The 18,634-nt window shown below is 47.6% G+C and carries 16 protein-coding genes and 2 pseudogenes; 12 read left to right on the top strand and 6 right to left on the bottom strand.

Features of this window, described 5'->3' with window-relative positions; genetic code table 11:
- From B5D35_RS18720 to B5D35_RS18740, 5 genes and pseudogenes are all read left to right on the top strand, one after another.
- A pseudogene (locus B5D35_RS18720) lies at positions 1 to 255 on the top strand (IS5/IS1182 family transposase); the annotation flags it as partial.
- A gap of 435 nt (positions 256 to 690) precedes the next feature.
- Positions 691 to 1,413 carry an ABC transporter ATP-binding protein gene (locus B5D35_RS18730; RefSeq protein WP_244556663.1) on the top strand — a complete coding sequence of 241 codons (723 nt, stop codon included), beginning with the start codon at positions 691 to 693 and terminating at the stop codon, positions 1,411 to 1,413.
- Positions 1,394 to 1,798: a TOBE domain-containing protein gene (locus B5D35_RS25005; RefSeq protein WP_244556664.1), complete on the top strand. Its 405-nt coding sequence runs from the start codon at positions 1,394 to 1,396 to the stop codon at positions 1,796 to 1,798. Before B5D35_RS18730 ends, B5D35_RS25005 begins: the two co-directional genes overlap by 20 nt.
- Before the next feature lie 9 nt (positions 1,799 to 1,807).
- Positions 1,808 to 2,668 carry an ABC transporter permease gene (locus B5D35_RS18735; RefSeq protein ID WP_078754040.1) on the top strand — a complete coding sequence of 287 codons (861 nt, stop codon included), beginning with the start codon at positions 1,808 to 1,810 and terminating at the stop codon, positions 2,666 to 2,668.
- Positions 2,669 to 2,671: 3 nt separating this feature from the next.
- Positions 2,672 to 3,535 (top strand): ABC transporter permease, encoded by an 864-nt coding sequence (locus tag B5D35_RS18740; RefSeq protein WP_078754041.1) that lies wholly within the window; start codon positions 2,672 to 2,674, stop codon positions 3,533 to 3,535.
- Positions 3,536 to 3,610: 75 nt separating this feature from the next.
- On the opposite strand, the gene B5D35_RS18745 is transcribed toward B5D35_RS18740, so the two are convergent.
- Complete coding sequence (locus B5D35_RS18745) at positions 3,611 to 4,651, bottom strand: alpha/beta hydrolase (RefSeq protein WP_139367807.1); 1,041 nt, start codon at positions 4,649 to 4,651, stop codon at positions 3,611 to 3,613.
- 387 nt (positions 4,652 to 5,038) lie between these two features.
- Between B5D35_RS18745 and B5D35_RS18750 the strand changes: the two genes are divergently transcribed.
- The 6 genes from B5D35_RS18750 (at position 5,039) to B5D35_RS18775 (ending at position 13,768) form a co-directional block, all read left to right on the top strand.
- Positions 5,039 to 9,277, top strand: a complete 4,239-nt coding sequence (locus B5D35_RS18750) for a calcium-binding protein (RefSeq protein WP_078754043.1) — start codon at positions 5,039 to 5,041, stop codon at positions 9,275 to 9,277.
- A gap of 260 nt (positions 9,278 to 9,537) precedes the next feature.
- Positions 9,538 to 11,448 carry an ammonium transporter gene (gene amt, locus B5D35_RS18755; protein ID WP_078754044.1) on the top strand — a complete coding sequence of 637 codons (1,911 nt, stop codon included), beginning with the start codon at positions 9,538 to 9,540 and terminating at the stop codon, positions 11,446 to 11,448.
- 168 nt (positions 11,449 to 11,616) lie between these two features.
- Positions 11,617 to 11,841, top strand: a complete 225-nt coding sequence (locus B5D35_RS18760; protein ID WP_078754045.1) for a hypothetical protein — start codon at positions 11,617 to 11,619, stop codon at positions 11,839 to 11,841.
- Positions 11,841 to 12,185 (top strand): hypothetical protein, encoded by a 345-nt coding sequence (locus B5D35_RS18765; protein ID WP_078754046.1) that lies wholly within the window; start codon positions 11,841 to 11,843, stop codon positions 12,183 to 12,185. Before B5D35_RS18760 ends, B5D35_RS18765 begins: the two co-directional genes overlap by 1 nt.
- Positions 12,186 to 12,298: 113 nt before the next feature.
- Positions 12,299 to 13,123 carry an AraC family transcriptional regulator gene (locus B5D35_RS18770; RefSeq protein ID WP_078754047.1) on the top strand — a complete coding sequence of 275 codons (825 nt, stop codon included), beginning with the start codon at positions 12,299 to 12,301 and terminating at the stop codon, positions 13,121 to 13,123.
- Positions 13,124 to 13,162: 39 nt separating this feature from the next.
- Positions 13,163 to 13,768 (top strand): LysE family translocator, encoded by a 606-nt coding sequence (locus B5D35_RS18775; protein WP_078754048.1) that lies wholly within the window; start codon positions 13,163 to 13,165, stop codon positions 13,766 to 13,768.
- 110 nt (positions 13,769 to 13,878) lie between these two features.
- Here the strand turns inward: B5D35_RS18775 and B5D35_RS18780 are convergent, their stop codons facing one another.
- Positions 13,879 to 14,985: a M20/M25/M40 family metallo-hydrolase gene (locus B5D35_RS18780; protein WP_078754049.1), complete on the bottom strand. Its 1,107-nt coding sequence runs from the start codon at positions 14,983 to 14,985 to the stop codon at positions 13,879 to 13,881.
- A 185-nt stretch (positions 14,986 to 15,170) separates the two neighbouring features.
- Complete coding sequence (locus tag B5D35_RS18785; protein WP_078754050.1) at positions 15,171 to 15,827, bottom strand: glutathione S-transferase family protein; 657 nt, start codon at positions 15,825 to 15,827, stop codon at positions 15,171 to 15,173.
- Between the two features lie 115 nt (positions 15,828 to 15,942).
- Here B5D35_RS18785 and B5D35_RS18790 point away from each other — a divergent pair, with 115 nt between their 5' ends.
- Positions 15,943 to 16,812 carry a LysR family transcriptional regulator gene (locus tag B5D35_RS18790; RefSeq protein ID WP_078754051.1) on the top strand — a complete coding sequence of 290 codons (870 nt, stop codon included), beginning with the start codon at positions 15,943 to 15,945 and terminating at the stop codon, positions 16,810 to 16,812.
- A gap of 39 nt (positions 16,813 to 16,851) precedes the next feature.
- On the opposite strand, the gene B5D35_RS18795 is transcribed toward B5D35_RS18790, so the two are convergent.
- From B5D35_RS18795 to B5D35_RS18805, 3 genes and pseudogenes are all read right to left on the bottom strand, one after another.
- On the bottom strand, positions 16,852 to 17,475 hold the full coding sequence (locus B5D35_RS18795; protein WP_078754052.1) for a LysE family translocator: 624 nt from the start codon (positions 17,473 to 17,475) through the stop codon (positions 16,852 to 16,854).
- Between the two features lie 161 nt (positions 17,476 to 17,636).
- Entirely contained in the window at positions 17,637 to 18,107 is a 471-nt protein-coding gene (locus B5D35_RS18800; protein WP_078754053.1) for a GNAT family N-acetyltransferase, read from the bottom strand.
- A gap of 30 nt (positions 18,108 to 18,137) precedes the next feature.
- A pseudogene (locus tag B5D35_RS18805) lies at positions 18,138 to 18,536 on the bottom strand (HD domain-containing protein); the annotation flags it as partial.
- Positions 18,537 to 18,634 lie beyond the last annotated feature (98 nt).

Raw genomic sequence — 18,634 nt, forward strand, 5'->3', positions numbered from 1 at the left:
TGGGAACAAGGACACCCTCGCAATTTAGCAGTAGGTTGTCAAAAGCTCTACGGCTCCAACAAGAAGTGGAAAAAGCGGTATGGCTATCACAAGCGCTCACTATCAGAGACAGCAATGTACCGAGTAAAACAGCTGCTAGGTGGGAAATTAAGCCTAAGAAATTACAATGCTCAGGTTGGCGAGACTTACGCTATGATCAAAGCGCTGAACAAGCTTACAGGACTGGGTATGCCTGAAACTCAGTATATTGCTTAAGAACCGAACAACTTTAGGCTGCCATGTCTTCCAACCGAATTAAGCAACAAAGCCAGCATTAGGCTGGATTGATACCTTCGCGATTCCACGTAAATCTAAAGCCGTTGATGCTGCTTACCAGTGGATAAACTTCGTTAACCAGCCAGAGATTGCAGCCAAAATCACGGAGTCTGCGGGTAACTTTACTGCATCAAAAGGCGCTGACAACTACGTTAATGACACGGCGAAAGCGCAGTTCCAAGCAAGCTTCCCTCAAGCTGATATCGACAACATCAAATGGTATCCAACCGTTCCTGCCGGACTTGAGGAAATGGAAGGTCTGGTTCTTGATCGGGTGAAAGCGGCGAACTAGCCAAGCTGATATAACCACCACGGCCTGTTTCACACAGGCCGTGAACCCTCTTCAAACGATAGTTTTTCACAGGCGTTGTATCTATGTCAGACAGTGCGATACCCGACCTTGAATGTCGGTCACTGAACAAAACCTTTGGCGACTTTATTGCGGTCAATGATGTTAACGTCACCGTGCCCAAAGGCAGTTTTTTCTCAATACTAGGCCCGTCAGGTTGCGGGAAAACAACATTGCTTAGAATGCTGGCAGGGTTTGAGCAACCCTCCTCCGGGGACATCATTATCAAGGGTGACCGAGTCAATGACATTGCTCCGAACCGTCGCCCAGTAAACATGGTTTTTCAGCACTTAGCCCTTTTCCCCACCATGTCAGTCGCAGAAAACATTGGTTATGGTCTTCGCAGGAGAAAAACACCTAAACATGACATCGGCAGGAAGGTAGATGAGGTACTCGCGAGAGTGGGGTTGTCTGGTAGCGGTAGCAAACAAATATCCCAATTGTCGGGCGGACAAAAACAACGTATCGCCATAGCCCGTTGCTTGGTGCTTAATCCGGATGTTCTGTTGCTCGACGAACCGCTTGGCGCATTGGATTTAAAGCTCCGTGAACAGATGAAAGTAGAACTGAAACACCTTCAGCAAGAGTTTGGAACCACCTTCGTTTACATCACACATGACCAGTCAGAAGCTCTTGTGATGTCCGATCAGGTCGCGGTGATGAACCACGGTCGCTTCGAACAACTCGGCACCCCACAAGATCTTTATTACGCCCCCGAATACCGCCTTCGTGGCGAAATTTGTCGGTGAAAATAATCACCGCAATGGAACAGTGCTGGATATCAATGGCCAGGTAGCCACTATCAGCGGCGCACAGGGCGAGAAGCTGATGGCAACCACCAGCCAAAACATGAAGATTGGCGATAACGTCGAAGTCTTCGTCCGCCCTGAAGCCATTGCCATTTCTCTGCCAAACGAGAAGCCCACTCACGCAGAAAACGGGTTTGATGTGGTGGTGAAGGAAATTCTTTTTGATGGTTCGCGAAGCCAGTTGGTGGCAGAGAGCCCACAGCTTCAGAGCACCTTTTCGGTTCAGTTGCCGCAGACAGAGAACTTTCGAGGTATTCGTGCTGGGGACCCGCTTTTCGTTCACTGGCAATCGGCAGTTTCTCGCTGTATGCTCGCTGAGCGATAGGAGACGCATATGATAGAACGTGGTAACCGTCTCGCGCTGTACCTGCTGCTCACCCCCTTTTTACTTTGGCTGACACTGCTGATCATTTTGCCGCATGTGCAGATGTTCAATATCTCCATTCATGATCGAATGGTTGGCGGTGCCAAGGTGCTGAGCATCGACAATTACGCGACCTTCTTTACTGAGCCGCTGTATTGGCGCACCTTTGCCCGCACCGCTGTTATGTCCTTGCTCGCCACAGCGCTGACCCTGCTTATCGCTTTTCCCGTCTCGTTTTACATCGCTAAAGTGTGTCAGGGGAAAACCAAGAGTGTGCTTTTTGTCGCCTGCTTGCTGCCATTTTGGGTAAGTGAGCTGGTACGTTCTTACGGTTGGATGATCTTGTTACGCGAATCGGGATTGGTCAGTGGTTTTCTTCAATATGTTGGGCTGGCCGATCAGCCCGTTGAGCTGCTCTACAACGACGCAACCATCATGCTAGGTCTTGTGTACACCTCGATGCTGTTCATGGTTATTCCTCTGATCACCACGCTCGATAGCCTCGACAATAGCCTGATTGAAGCAGCTTATGATTTGGGCGGCAGCAGTTGGGACGTGCTGCGCGAGGTTGTGATACCCCACGCGATGAGCGGCATTGTTGCGGGTTGTATTGTGGTATTCATGCTCACCTTGGGCAACTATCTGAGACCCACGTTACTCGGAGGAAAAGACAGCCTTTGGTTCACCGAGCAGATATTCACGCAGTTCATTACGCATTTTAACTGGGAGCAAGGATCCGCGTTCGGCATCTTACTACTGACCCTCTCTTCACTGATGGTTTGGGGTGGCCTCAAACTGACCCGTCAGTCTTTCGTTAAAACAATGGGGTGATGCATGATTCCATCACTACCCACTAACCGCTCACTATCGCGTATTTATCAGGGTTACATTGCGCTCTTCTTTGTCTTTTTGATGTTGCCGCTCGTCGTGGTTGCCGTTTTCGCGTTCAACGACAGCCTCTTCCCTTCCTTACCTTGGAATGGGTTTACCTATTCGTGGTTTATCGGCAACAGCGAGCCTGAGATTGGCGTATTTAATGACCGGGAGCTAACTGACGGTATCGGCGTTAGCATTATTGTCGCGCTCGCCGTGACGATATGTTCTCTGATTCTCGCCACAACCAACGCCTTTTTATTTGAACGTTTTGAATTCCGATTTAAAGGTTTTTGCTATGTCCTTTTGCTGCTACCGCTGGTTATCCCCGGTATTATTTTGGGTGTATCGATTCTGCTAATGAGCAGCACTATCGCCAACGGGATCGAAGACAGTATCGGCTGGGATATTGAATGGATGCGACCCGGTTTGGTATTGGTGATACTCGGTCAGTTTGCGTTTATCACCACGATTTGTACCTTGGTGATAGCGGCAAGATTGCGTAAATTTGATTTGAGCTTAGAAGAAGCCGCCCTTAACTTGGGAGCGACAAAACTGGAGGCCGTCTTTACCATCACGCTACCTTTTTTACGCCCCGCACTCATCGGTGCTGGCATCATCGCGTTTCTCATGTCCTTCGAAAACTTCAACACGACCTTAATGCTGGTCGGGTCTGATGCGCCACTTACCATAGCTATGTTTGATCGTTTGCGAGAAGGCTCCACGCCTGTGATCAACGCCGTTTCATTGCTGTTGATGGTGGCATCAGGAATATTGGCAATGGCGAGCATTTGGTTTTCGTCGAAGTCATCTCGGGTGGATTAACACAACAAGTTTCACTGAATACAATGCTATAAGGCTGTGCACTATGCTAAAAAGGCGGGGAAATCCCGCCTCACGTCACTTTTGAAACTCATCACTAATAAACCGCAGGCCGCGCTCGATTTGGTCGGACACTTTATCAATATGCCCACCTTCAAACACATGGTGCTTTATCGGAAGATCAAGCTCCTCAAATTTTGCGATCATCATCTGGAAGCTTTCTAAAATGGGATCGCCGACAGACTCTCCCTCATTGGTGCCAATTTCTGAGTAGATGGGCAAAGAGTGGACATCTCCGACGACTGAATCGCCGATTTCCGCATATTTGGGCTGAGTTTTAAGAATTGGCGCCCTTTCTTCTGCAATCGCAGAAAGGTGGAAACGCTCAAGTGCCTCCATCGCTCTGTCCATGTTTTGGGTGATGTAAGACGGCGGATTGTTCTCGTCAGGAACAATAGCCCGAAGAATCGAAAGGTAAGCGTAGACAAACCATTCGCATTCTTCACCACGCGTCATTTTGTCGACCTCTTGCTGAAAAAAATCTGCATGCTGCTGGTAGGCATGTTGTCGCATCATCATGCCAGCGGGGCTCAATGCTGCGCATGCTTGATACAAGTCAGGACGATACATGGCTGCATACAGCGCACCAAAGCCACCCATCGAATGACCAAATATCGCGCGACTACCCGCTTTTACGCGGTATTTGCTTTCGACGATGTCGATCGTTTCTTGAGTCAAAAGGTCGAAAAAATTGCCGGATACAGGTGAATTTAAATACCAGCTCCCGAGAAGAGATGTACTGCCGTCAACGGCAACCAGAATCATTTCTTCTACGTCACCATTTTGCACTAAGGTATCCATGATCCTATCGAGGCTCGGATCCGTCGGTATCAGGCTAAACCAGCTTTCAGGCGTTCCATCCATGCCGTGCAGTACATATACAATGGGGTAATCTCTTTCTGGCGATTCACAATAGGACTTGGGAAGGTAAACGATCAGATGCCGATTGCAGTCTTCATTCGCCAGATTGCCTTTCAGTGAAGCGGCTTCAAATGAAAATCGCTCCAGCGCCCCTAGACAGCCCGTTCTATCTTTCAGGTTTTCCCGTACTGGATCCATTTTCATCACCTTGTTCCATTTTTAGTGTATTCATTTGAGCACAATTACCATTGACACTGATGGCAATGAAAGATTCTTGCGACAAAGATAACATCCAACACTTTCCGGCAATGTCTAGTAAAGCGGTGTTATTGTCTGCTTTTCCTATCACAGAGAAATGCGCTTACTGTCGTCAATTTACCGCTACACATAAGGTAAATTTGGTCATTCTAATGACCGAACACATTACCGATTGTTTTTTAAACAAAAGACGCAATCCATCCTTCTTCTTACACTCACCTCATAAATGAGACAATAAACTTATATTTGAATCACTTGTTCCTTATGGCTACGTTTTACTTGTGTGGTGGTTTTAATTCGATAGGTAAATCGACATAGGTGGTAGGGATGGAAAACACGCTTATAGTTACTCAAATCGAAGGTAAAGCAGTTTCAGTATCTCCGGACGGGGGTGTGGTACCCGTAGAAAGTGGCTCAGTCGTCGCTCCGGGGCAATTGCTTGCTTCAAACTTTGGCGACATAGCAATTATTCAAACGCAAGATGATTCCCTCGTTCTCAATGGCGATGTTTTCTTTGTCGATGAAGGTGGTGCTGAAGCACTCGAGTTACCCGATGATATCGCAAACATCATTGCGGCCATCGAAAACGGTGATGACCCACTGGAACTCGAAGATGCCGAAACCGCGGCAGGTGAAGAACTGCAAAGTGGTACGGCTCCATTATTTACTGGGTTTAACGACGACAGTAGCGATGATTCAAGACAAAGCATTCTTGAAGCCTTGTTTGAACGTATTGTCGCGCTCAATCCCGATTTAGACCTCACCCGCGACCAATTCGATTTCCTTGCAAACAACAGCTTCTCTTCTTCCCAACGAACTTTTGCAAACAACGACGACAATCAAGACAATGACCCGCTTGCTGACGTTGGCGATCCAGGTCCTGGCTTTGCTTCCCTCTCCGCCAGTGTTGACGACACGCCTGAACCTGTCGTTATTCACGGCACCCGCACAGAAGATAACCTAGATGGTGACACACCTGATGAAATCATTTACGGCTACCAAGGCAATGATCACATCCAAGGTTCTGACGGTGATGACACGATCAGAGCGGGCAAAGGGCAAGATCGCGCTTACGGCGATTTAGGTGATGACACCCTATATGGCGGCCAAGGCAATGACACTCTGTTTGGCGATACAGGCAGTAACCAAACACAGAGCAACGATTTTGCAGTCAATGGTGATTTTGAAGCGTGGGGCGACAATGCTGGCAGAAAATGGGGCCTGTTCCAAGACGAGCAAGTGGAAGCTTGGAGCACACCAGACGACGTTCGCATCGAATTTCAGCAAGGTGGATTCGGTGGCGGCCCTGCAAACGATATCTCAAACACTGTGATGGAATTAGACTCAACCTCCAATGCCACCGTACAACAAACGATTGACGTATCCTCCATCACAGGCAACTCGTACGCAGCTCTGTCACTCGATTTCGAATATGCCAACCGATATAAAGGCGGTAACACCGAAACCAGCCAGTTTTCGGTCGAGATAACGGACCAAGATGGCATTGTGCTCTTCTCACAGTTTTACGACAACACACAACCTAATACGCATTTTGAGTCCTTCCAAGGTTATTTGATTGTGCCTGAAGGCACCGAGAACATTGTCGTTACTTTCAGCGCTGAAGGCCAATCTGACAGCATTGGCGCGCTCATCGACAACGTTTCACTCACTGAAGTGTATGAAGATGTTGAAATCGACGGCACTGTTTACAAATTCACGGGCAATGCCGATGTCATTTATGACGGCCAAGGTGCAGACACTCTCTACGGTGAGTCAGGAGATGATGAACTTCACGGGAATCGCGGAAACGATGATATTAACGGCGGCACAGGCAACGACATTCTCAAAGGTGGGCGTGGCCGTGATGAATTGCACGGCGATGCCGGCGATGACCACCTCTTTGGTGGAAGAGGCCACGATGAGCTACAAGGCGGTTTGGGTGATGACATCCTAAACGGTGGACTGGGTAAAGATGCGCTCTATGGTGCCGAAGGCGACGATACGCTACTCGGTGGCAAAGGCTCAGATAACCTTTATGGTGGAGATGATAACGACACACTCAAAGGTGGGCGTGGTAACGACTATCTCAAAGGTGGGCGTGGTAACGACTATCTCAAAGGTGACAGCGGTGATGACACACTGCTAGGCGGGTTGGGGAAAGATGAACTCCAAGGCGGGTCCGGCAATGACATCGCGAAAGGCGGAAATGGCGCGGATACGATTTACGGAGGCTCTGGCAACGATACCCTACATGGCAATAAAGGCGCAGATCGCATCTTTGGTGGATCAGACGACGATATTATTTTTGGTGGGCGTGGTAGTGATTATCTGAAAGGTGACGCCGGCAACGACACAGTCAATGGTGGACTCGGAGACGATACCCTCAAAGGCGGTGACGGCAATGACATATTGAAAGGTGGCAAAGGTAACGACGACCTCGAAGGTGATGTGGGCAACGATACCCTGTTCGGTGGCCGAGGTGACGATGACCTTGACGGCGGTGAAGGGAATGATGTCCTCAATGGTGGTCTGGGAAATGATGAACTCCATGGTGATGCAGGCAACGATACCCTTCTCGGCGGCAAAGGGAATGATGAGTTACAAGGCGGTGAAGGGAATGACGTCGCGAAAGGCGGCTTGGGTGCAGACAACATTTACGGGGATTCTGGCGACGATATCCTACACGGCAATAAAGGCGCTGACCGTATATTTGGGGGCGCTGATGATGACATTATTTTCGGCGGACGTGGCAGTGATTACCTAAAAGGCGATGCTGGTAATGACACGATAAATGGCGGATTGGGTAACGACACCTTAAAAGGCGGCGATGGAAGCGACGTACTAAGAGGCGATAAAGGCAATGATGACCTCGAAGGTGACGCAGGCAACGACACCTTGTTTGGCGGAAGAGGCGACGATGACCTCGACGGCGGTGAAGGTAACGATGTTTTAAACGGCGGCTTAGGAAATGATGAACTCCATGGAGACGTTGGCAATGACCTTCTCAATGGCGGCAAGGGCGACGATGAACTCCAAGGCGGCGAAGGTAACGATACCCTGATTGGCGGTCGTGGTGCGGATCAACTCTATGGTGCAGAAGGCAATGACACGATTTCCGGTGGCCTTGGTGACGATATCGCATATGGCGGTCTAGGTAACGACATCGTCAAAGGCGGCCAAGGTAATGACACCCTTTCAGGAAGCGAAGGCGATGACATCGTTTTCGGTGGAAAAGGCAATGACACACTCTTCGGTGCCAATGACAACGATACGCTCTTTGGTGGTGAAGGAAACGATACGCTTAATGGCGGCAGCGGTGATGACGTCCTTTTAGGCGGCAAAGGTGATGATATTCTTTCCGGAAGCAGCGGAAGCGATGTTGTTTACGGTGGTGAAGGCAATAACACGATTGATCTAGGTAGCGGCAACAACACGGTCGCCTACGATGGCAAAGGCAATGATACAGTCATCGATTTTAGTACCCGAGACGACAAGATAGCAATTCCGAGTTCATTGGGTGCGCTGTCTCTGGCGGCACTGGCAATCACCACCATCGATGACAATGCTGTCATCACTGTGGGTAGTCATACATTAACCCTCGTTGGCATTGACCCTGCGGATTTAACTGATGACAACTTCGATTTCGTGACAGCAGAAGCGTTCGACACATTGCTTGCTAATGGTGGTGAACTTAACTTTGAAGAGCACGCTGTTGTTTCTCAGTCGGAAGGCAGTTTCCTCGCTACAGGTAATTTACTTGGCGAAGAAAACACGGTTGGAAGCTGGCACCTTAAAACCATCACGGTTGATGGTGTTAACTATAACGTTTCCGACTCAACCGTCGTCATTCAAACCGAGCATGGCGAACTCACCATATTCGGTCGGGATGATACCAGGCACTCAGAAGGGGAATACGCGTACCACCTCACCTCAGAGGCACTCGTTAATGAAGAGCTTGAACACTTTGACCTCACGTTAGAAAACGACTTGGGTGATTCTGCAAACGCGGTTTTTGACATTAAAGCGGGAGAAACCGCTGACGATGACCTGCACGATCTGGCTGATGAATATGAAATTCTCGGCACGGAGGGAAATAACCGCCTTGTGGGGGATGCCGATGACAATGAGATCAGAGGCTTCTCAGGAAATGATTACATAGATGGAGGGTTGGGTAATGATCTTATCGTGGGTGGTGCAGGTTCCGACACTCTAAAAGGAGGGGAAGGGTCCGATACTTTTGTCTTCCTACAAACGGATGGTGGCACCGAAACCATCGATACTATTGTTGATTACTCACCTAGCCTGGACATCCTAGATTTCACCGATGTACTTGGTGGCGTTGAAGAAGAAAATATTGGTGATTACCTTGTCTCTCTCGAAAACAACGATGACAACGAAGCCGTCCTTTCCATCGCATCTGACGGCGACGTGATTGATCAACAAATTGTATTTAGTGATACCTCCGTGGCTGATCTTGCCGCGTTAGTGGGTGCACCGTCATCATCAGGCACTGACGTGCTATCAACCATGATGGAAGAAAACAAAATATTGATCAACAATTTTTAAGTCTCTCCCTTCCCCCTCTGATGCAATAGAAATCAGGGGGGGGGAACATAATTTCCACGGTATCTATTGGACCCACGTTCACCACACTACCCTCCCCCCTGAACGCGTTTTGTTCGATAAATCACTTTTTCACACACAAATTCACAAACTTACGATAATTGAACAATACTTAGATTTCGAATATGCATGGCATGGCATACGTACACTCACGCGTATTTTCAAGCCTCAACATTTTGTGTTCGTTCAATTACCGGGAAAAGATGGAATCAGTTCAAATTCAGGGTGAGCTTTTAGACATTGTCTGGTTGATGTTATGCACCGCTTTGGTCTTATTAATGCAGCCCGGTTTTACTTGCTATGAAAGCGGTTTAGTTCGAAGCAAAAATAACATCAATGTCGCGTTAAAAAACGTGGCAGATTTTTGTGTGGCTTGCGTCAGTTTTTGGGTCGTCGGTTTCGGCTTGATGTATGGCACGTCCGTTGATGGCTTAATCGGTTTTGATAACTTCTTATTTGAGGTAAATGGTGAGCACCTACTGCTCGCCTTTTTTCTGTTTCAAATGATGTTCTGTGGCACCGCAACCACCATCATCGCGGGGGCCGTTGCTGAAAGAATGCGCTTATCTGGCTACTTAATCTGTTCTTTACTGATAGCCTCTGTGATTTTCCCTATATCCGGCCATTGGATATGGAACGGCTTACATTTTCCAACCAATGAGCTGGGTTGGTTAAGAGGTATAGGATTCATTGACTTTGCTGGCGGAACCGCCGTACATTCCGTTGGCGGTTGGTTGGCGCTCGCTGGCATTATTATTATCGGTCCACGTTTAGGCCGTTTTAATGATGCAGGTAAAGTACAAGATATCTTCGGCCAAAACCTTCCGCTATCGGCGTTAGGGACTTTCTTACTGTTTTTCGGCTGGTTTGGCTTTAATGGCGGAAGTTTGATCACACCCAATGAAAAACTGCCTCTTGTGTTTGCCAATACTGCCCTCGCCGCCTGCTTCGGTGGCGTCGCTGCTCTTATATTTTCATGGCACCTGCATTCCATGCGTGGGATCCGTTATTGCTTAAACGGTTTGCTGGCTGGCTTAGTATCAATTACCGCCGGCGTAAATATCTTATCGCCTCACATGGCAGCCTTCGTCGGATTCGTTGGTGGTATCGTTAGCGTACTCATTTCTCACTTATTAATTTACAAACAATTGGACGATGTTGTTGATGCCGTTCCGGTACATCTTGGTGGTGGGATATGGGGCACGCTTGCCGTCGCCATCGTCGGGCCTTTATCAGCGTTTGATGGATCAACCCGTAGTGAACAACTGATGACCCAATTCATTGGGATCATTGCCTGCGGAGCATGGGCGTTTGGCGTCGGGTATGTCGCCCTCTCCCTGATCAACCGATTTTACCCACTCAGGGTGTCCCCTCAAACAGAAACGATTGGTCTGAACTATGGAGAACGGGGGTTAAAAGATGAGCTGATAGAGTTGATGCAACAAGTCGATGACATGAGAGAACAAAAAAACTTTGATCGCACATTTTCGTTTGACCAAAGTTCAGAAAACGCTGCCATCTCTATTGCCTACAATCACCTTTTAGAAGCCGTGAACAAAGAATATAGGGACAGGGAAGAAAACCTGCTTCGAATGGCAAACCTTGACCCACTCACAGGTATTGCGAATCGACGCATGTTTGATACCGAGTACGACAATGAATGGCGACGCAATCAACGTGAAGGGACTGGGTTAGGGCTTATGTTGATCGATGTTGATAACTTCAAAAAGTACAACGATCGTTATGGACACACCTTAGGTGATTATTGCCTTCAAAACATTTGCAAAGCGTTATCTGACAGCTTACTGCGATCCTCCGATACACTCGCGCGTATTGGTGGAGAAGAATTTGCCGTGATCATCCCTAATACCACACCCAAATCCCTTCAACTCTTGGCAGACCGATTGCGAGGCAGTGTGGAGCAATTAAATATTCCTCATGCAGACAGCGAACTCGCCATCGTCACCGTAAGCATCGGTTTATCCTATGTTTCAACAGCAACAACCCGTGAGAAATCCTTGTTTTTTGACGAAGCAGATAAGGCGCTTTATAAAGCGAAACACGACGGTCGTAACCGTGTTGTGGTGTTTAGAGAGATGCTCGCTGCTGGTTGATTTTCCACCAATGCGGCCAATAAAGCGTGATGCGAGTCGCATAACAAGCCCCATACTATAGAGATGTCACCTTCAATCCGTAGGCTAATCACATCCTTACAGTACAAAGCATTAAGGCCAATGCCTGCTGTAGCACAGGATTCTGTTCACGGGACTAAGGTAGGCGATATGACAGAACTAAACAACAAACTATTTTGTGAAAAGTGCGGTACCATGACGACACATACACGTGTCGAGCTAGAACCGCGCAAAGCACAGCCTGACAGCTCCATTTTCCAGCGAGCCACCATTATTCTTTCCAACTCTATGGATTTAATGCTTGGCAGCGCTTATCACCAATGCGATCGCTGTGGTGCAACCTATGGCCACTCCGAATCTTTCGGTGGCTTTTAGTGGAACTCCTCTCTCTTCAAAAAGCCCTCAGTAAAAATGGTTTCAACGCCGTGATGAAAAATGGCAAGGTTCGCGTAACTTTCGGCAACGTGACCTTGCCTGTCACTATCGCGAAAGACCTCTCCAACGACACGCTCAACATTTCATACCCTCAATGGCTTCAAGTTTCCACCGCCATGATATTTCTTGTGCTTTCGTTCATTTCATTAGGGAACGCGAGTTTCACGTGGGCAGGCATTGAATTCGCACTAGGGACTTATATGTTTGTCAGCTTAATCCTCACCGAAATTAACGCCAAAGAGCTACGACAGCACATCCGCCAAATGTCGATTCCCGAACATTGATAAACTGGAATTCATTGTTGATACCAACATTGAGCAATTTTGTTCAAGTTTTATTCGCTTTCACACCCTATAGTTCTGTTTAATAGTCAACAGCACCAAATAAGGGAATCACAGTGAGCACGGAAAATCATTTTCAATTCATCAACAGCCAGCACCTAGACGGGGTGTCGGTGCTTGACGCGAATATGAGCGATTTTACGTATGATAAGCACGCCCACGAAGAGTTTTCCATTGGCGTGACGTTGCAAGGCCGCCAAGACTTCTTCTGCCAGGGAGCTTTCCACAAAAGTCCCGCGGGGGGCGTGCTGCTGTTCAACCCCGAAGATGTGCATGATGGAAGCTCAGGCGGGGATGAAAACCTCGAATACCTTATGCTGTATCTTCACCCGAGCAGTCTTGAATCTCAGTTTCTTGCGCTTGGCATTAACTCGCCACGTCAGTTCAGAGTGGAAGGGTGCTTAATCGATGACAAGGCACTTCGCAACCAAGCCCTTGTCCTTACTCACACTCTGAAGAATCCGCAGTCTCGCCGAATTGAGCAGGAAGCAGCATTGTTTCAGCTTGCTCATGCCTTGGTTGCGCGAACGGGCAAACTGAACCAACTGCCGCCGTCAAACCGCAAAGATGCCCTACTCCTGCGCGCTAAAGACTTTGTGCAAAGCAACCTGAACGAAGACATAGGCATTGACGATATTGCTGATGCCGCAAATATGTCCAAGTTTCATTTTATTCGCCAATTCCGAGCGCAATTTGGGATTACACCTCACCAGTACATCCTTAATTGCCGCATCAACAACGCTCGCAAAGCACTAGAATGCGGAATGCCTTCTAGCGATGTCGCGCAACGATATGGGTTCGCAGACACCAGCCATTTCAATCGACGCTTCAAACGCGTTTACGGCATGACACCAAAGCAATACCAATTGCAAACCACTTAACAAGACCTCTTCGTCACTCCATAAACAGGATGCATCACCATGTTAGAACTATGGGCATATGCCATTGGCATTATGTACTCGCCCGGCCCTGTCAATTTGTTAGGGTTACACGGCGGCGTACAACGTAAAACGCGTCAAAATTTGGGTTACTTCGCGGGTGTTTCCTCCGCAATGTTCATATTATTCGTCGTCATGAGCTTGTTGGGCGGATCGCTAATTACGGCATCCACACTGCCTTATGTCAGTGTTGTCGGCTGTACATACATTTTATATATCGCATTAAAATTGTTTCGCTCAGATGTGTCTTTCAAAACAGATGATGCGGATACCGCCCACCTGACATACATCGATGGTTTAATTCTGCAGTTACTCAACCCCAAAGGCTATATTGCTACCTTACCAATTGTGACGATTCAGTTTCCCGCAGCAGGCATTTCAGGGTTTTCCAGTTTATTTTGGATTGGTGTATTAACCGTACTGGCGTTTGGCGCACCCGCCTCCTACTCCATCGTAGGGGCGTTAGTCGGCAAACAAATCGAGAAGCCGATTTATTTACGCGCTTTTACTGTGTTGATGTCTTTACTGCTGGTGTACGTTGCAATCGGCATTGCATACCAACACATCTATTTACCTTGGGTTTCGTAAGCACTTTGGTTTGTAAAAGCACTTGGGTTTGTATAAGCATTGGGGATAGACACTGCATAAACAACAAAGCCGCTCATATGAGCGGCTTTGATTACACAATAAGGTCTTGATTATCGTGTTACGTATGCACGAATGAAATCGCTGACAGCAACCATGTCTGCAATCGCGATAAATTCTTCGGTTGTATGCACTTTTGACATACCCGTAGAAAGGTTAACGGTTTTCAGGCCTTTCTCGTTGAAGATATTCGCATCGGAACCACCGCCAGTTGGCTTGGTTACTGGCTCGATACCTATAGATTCAAACGCGGCTTTGATCGATGCAACGAGCGCATCATCCTCTGCCAGTTTGTAGGCATTGTAAGAACGAGTAGACACGATTTCGATGCCCGCACCGTGTTTTTCTGCCGCCGCTTCAAAGGTTGAAACCATGTGTTCAACTTGTGCTGCCAATTTGTTGTCATCCAACGAGCGTGCTTCTGCTTCGATGTACAGCTCTGGCATGACGATGTTTGTCGCCTGACCACCACGAACAACACCAATGTTCGCTGTGGTTTCTTCATCAATACGGCTCAAGTTCATTACGCTGATAGCGTCAGAAGCAACGGTCAACGCATTGATACCCGTTTCCGGAGCCAGACCTGCGTGCGCTGGTTTACCTTTGATGGTAACTTTCAGGCTTTGTTGACCCGGCGCTGTAGTAATGATGGTGCCGATAGGGCCGCCTGAATCTAGTACAATCGCTTGCTGAGATTCAATTTTGGTCATATCGAAATGCTTAGCGCCTTCTAGCCCAAGCTCTTCGTACACAGTGAACGCAACTTCAATCGTTTTATGTGCAACGCCACTTTCTTGAATGACACGAACCGCTTCCATAACAGCAACGATGCCAGATTTGTCATCGCCACCCAAAATGGTGTCACCTTTAGAACGGATAATGCCATCTTCGATAATCGGCTCAATACCATTACCTGGGGTAACCGTATCCATGTGGCTGCTGAACAGGATGCTACCTTCAAGCTCACCTTTCAATTTGCCGTAAACATTAAAACCGTTAGAAATATGCTCAGGAACAGGCAGCTTGCTGACTTCAAAGCCCATGTTGCCCAGTTGCTCTGCCACGGTTTCGGCCATGGCTTTTTCATTGCCAGATTCACTGTCAATTTTAACCAGTTCGATAAAATGCTCTACGAGTCTTTCTTGATTGATTGTTGTCATCGGTGTACGACTTCTTTTCTGCAAGATGAGCAACCACCTTAAACCCAAGTTCAGTAACAAAGAGATGGGCTACATCAAAGAAAGCACCGATACGTTCAAAATGTGGACAAAAAAAACGGGCTTTCGCCCGTAGAAGGAAGGTTAAGGAAAGAAGTTATTTTAAGTGGCAGGCAACGAGGGAACGCTTATGCCACTTCAACACCCGCTTCGTCTTCCGACACAATGCTGGTGTCTTTTTTAGACTCTTCAACCCACTGTTGCAATGCCGCGCTTTTCAGCGCATGGCCAGCATAACGCTGCGCCTCTGCCGACAGTGTCACTCCGTAGGTTATAAAACGAAGTACCAGCGGCGCGTACATCACGTCAGCTATCGAGTAGTCTCCAAATAACCAACCGCCTTTAGCGCCAAATTCTTTCATTTGATTTGCCCACATTTCGTCAATTCGAGCAATATCGTTCAAACAGTCTTGAGAAGGAGACACTTTTCGACGTGCACGGATATTCATGGGCATTTCATTTCGCAAAGCAGTGAAGCCTGAGTGCATTTCCGCAGAAATTGCCCGTGCTTTCGCTCTGTCTACAACATTATCAGGCCAACCTTTCCCCGCCAGATAGGCATCATTTACATATTCACAAATAGCCAACGAGTCCCAAACCGCGACATCACTATCGACCAAAACAGGCACTTTGGCTGCACCGGAATATTTGGCAATTTCATCATAAAATTCTGGGATGAAAAGTGGCATTTCTACTTCGTCAAAATCAACGTCGAATGCTCGAAGAACCAACCAGCCGCGCAGTGACCAAGTCGAATAATTTTTGTTCGCAATAATCAGTTTCATCAGAATATCCTTTTGCATTTGTCCGTTTGAAAACAGTATGCTTAACCCTTCAATGGGTTTCTAACGCATAGTTTTGATACCTAGTATTCGAATTGCTGATACAAGGAAATAGTGCATGGATATAGAGTCCCTTCGAAGCTTTTTAGCCATTGTGGATACTGGGAGTTTTACCCGTGCGGCCGCCCAAATCCATCGCACGCAATCAGCCATCAGCATGCAGATTAAGAGGTTGGAAGAAGAGCTAGATAGCCCTCTTTTCGACAGAGAAAAACGACCACTCAGTCTCAGCCTATCTGGCCAAAGGCTTGTCAGCCATGCACGCAGGCTCATCGCTTCTCACGATGAAGCACTTGACGCATTTAAACGGGAAGACACAACCCGCCCTATTCGCATTGGTTGCCCTGATGATTATGCTGAAGCGCTGCTACCCGATTTGTTGGAAAGCGTGAGGGCGCGATTAAATAGACCCATAACGTTTGATGTACTTTGCGCGTCGAGCGTTCGCTTGCGCCAACGATTAGACAGTGGAGAGCTGGATTTAGCCGTCGTCACTCGTGCTCCAGATTCAGAGGAAGGCTGGTTGCTAAAACATGACAAAGGGGTATGGGTTTGTGGTGACGATACCAGCATTCTCTATCGCCGCCCTCTCCCTCTCGCCTTGTTTGATAAGAATTGTAAATTCCATACAACGGCATTAGACGGGCTGGGGAAATTGGGAATCGAGGTTGATTTGCTGACGTTCACAACAAGTGCATCCACACTTAAAGCGCTCGTGAGAAAAGGGATGGCAATATCCGCCATGGCACGAAGTAGTTTACCGGAAGATCTTCAGATTATTGAGAATGGTGATTTACCACCATTGCCTGCCATCGACATTGTCATTGTGGCTGCAACGCATAAACACCCGCTGGTAACGCCGTCGCTCGTTTCTATGATTTCACAAGAATTCATCACCCGAGACATCCCGCAATTAAACATTGCTTAATCAATACAAAAAGCCGCATTTTGCGGCTTTTCATACGTATTAACGGCTGATCGCTAAATAGGCTCCCGCGCCAATCATGATAGAGCCCGCACTGCGATTCATACGCTTGATGGCTTTTTCTGTTTTCAATAGCTTTGCCGCCCGATCAGCACAAACCGCGATCAACATACCGCCCGTCATCAGTGCGATGCCAGCAAGCACATTCGCCAGTACAACGTCGCTCATGCTTAAAATCGTCAAATCCATAAAGGTCGGTAAAAACGCGATGTAAAAAAGAATGACCTTAGGGTTGGATGCTGAGATTAAAAAACCCTGCATAAAATCGCTAATGTACCCTTTCGACTTTTTGGCCGGTTTCTCTTTCAGTTCAGCCAACTGCGGTAATGCCTTAAACATCTTGTAGCCAAGAAAAATTAAGTATGCCGCACCCACATAGCGAATAATGGTAAACAGTTCTGAATAGTTTTCGGCAATTGTCGCCAAACCAAAACAAGCAAGGGTAAGATAAACGAGGTCACTCAAAACCATGCCTGACATGATAACAATACAGTCTCGCCAACCTGTTACCATGGCTCGTGCTAGGATAGCGAAAATGCCAGGCCCCGGCGTAATAACGAAAATAAATATGGCGATAAAAAACGTAATCGCCCCTTCAACAGACATAACACTTCCTTCGTGCAACAACATAGACTCCAAGCGACTAAAAACGGGCTGTCGTCATGGACAACCCAAGTTCCCATTTGGCTTGGTTACATCACACTATCAGAAGGAATTAAAAATCAAGAACGCTTTTTTCGTATGGAAAGAAAAAAGAAGGGAGTGTCTCATTCACGTAAACATTTCTGGTATTCAAACACCCTAAATTCATCGTCCGGATCGGGGTGGAACTCGCCCAATTTTTGGTATCCTAGCTTTTCGTAAAAATAATGGTTTCGGTAGGCTTTATAGGGTGTCAGCAAGTAAATACGCGTGATGTCATTCCGCAGTGTCTCTGCTTGAGCCATGACTGACTGCCCTACCCCTTTATTCTGAAAGCCTTCCGCAATGTAGATGTAGCGAATGTCCATCCCACCGTCATCGGTATCTTCAATACAAAACCCACCCGCAAAGGTGTCTTTATAGAGGATTTTGTAGAACTGCTTGTTCTCAATTTGTGCTTCGAACCAGTCCAGTGACTCAATGTTTGGCGGAAAGCCGCCGTACAAATTGAAGTCTTCCTGAAACGCAGCAAGTGCGGCGTCTTGCAATAAAGCTGCATCATCTTTTGTCGCTAATACCAACTGCGTCTCGGACATCCTTACTCCTGTTAGCCCCCGTGAAAAATTCTAGATTTCGTGATTCAATTGTTCGATAAACATTTTCATGAAAACCACTCGCTTCTCTCCCTCGCGCTTTGCCGCAGAAGTTTGCATTGTTGAAGGCAAGCCGAGTAGCTTGGTGTAGAAATGATCCAGCGTATAGGCGTGATCGTCGGGCACTCTCTCTTCACAAAATGGATCGTCCAGTGAATACAACTGGCGCCCTAAGCTTGCACTGACCAATATACACCGCGCAACACCGACAGCACCTAATGCATCTAAACGGTCCGCATCTTGAACGATCTTCGCTTCCACGGTTTCAGGCGTGATATTCGCACTGAAGCTGTGCGCCATAATGGCATGATGAATACTTTCTAAATACTGCGCGGGATAGCCGATAGATTGAAGAAACGCGATAGCTTTATCTGGGCTTTGTTGCTTAATTCGGTTGGAAGACATGGCAGCCTAAAGTTGTTCGGTTCTTAAGCAATATACTGAGTTTCAGGCATACCCAGTCCTGTAAG

The sequence above is a fragment of the Enterovibrio nigricans DSM 22720 genome, assembly GCF_900167155.1.
In the GTDB taxonomy this organism is placed as follows: domain Bacteria; phylum Pseudomonadota; class Gammaproteobacteria; order Enterobacterales; family Vibrionaceae; genus Enterovibrio; species Enterovibrio nigricans.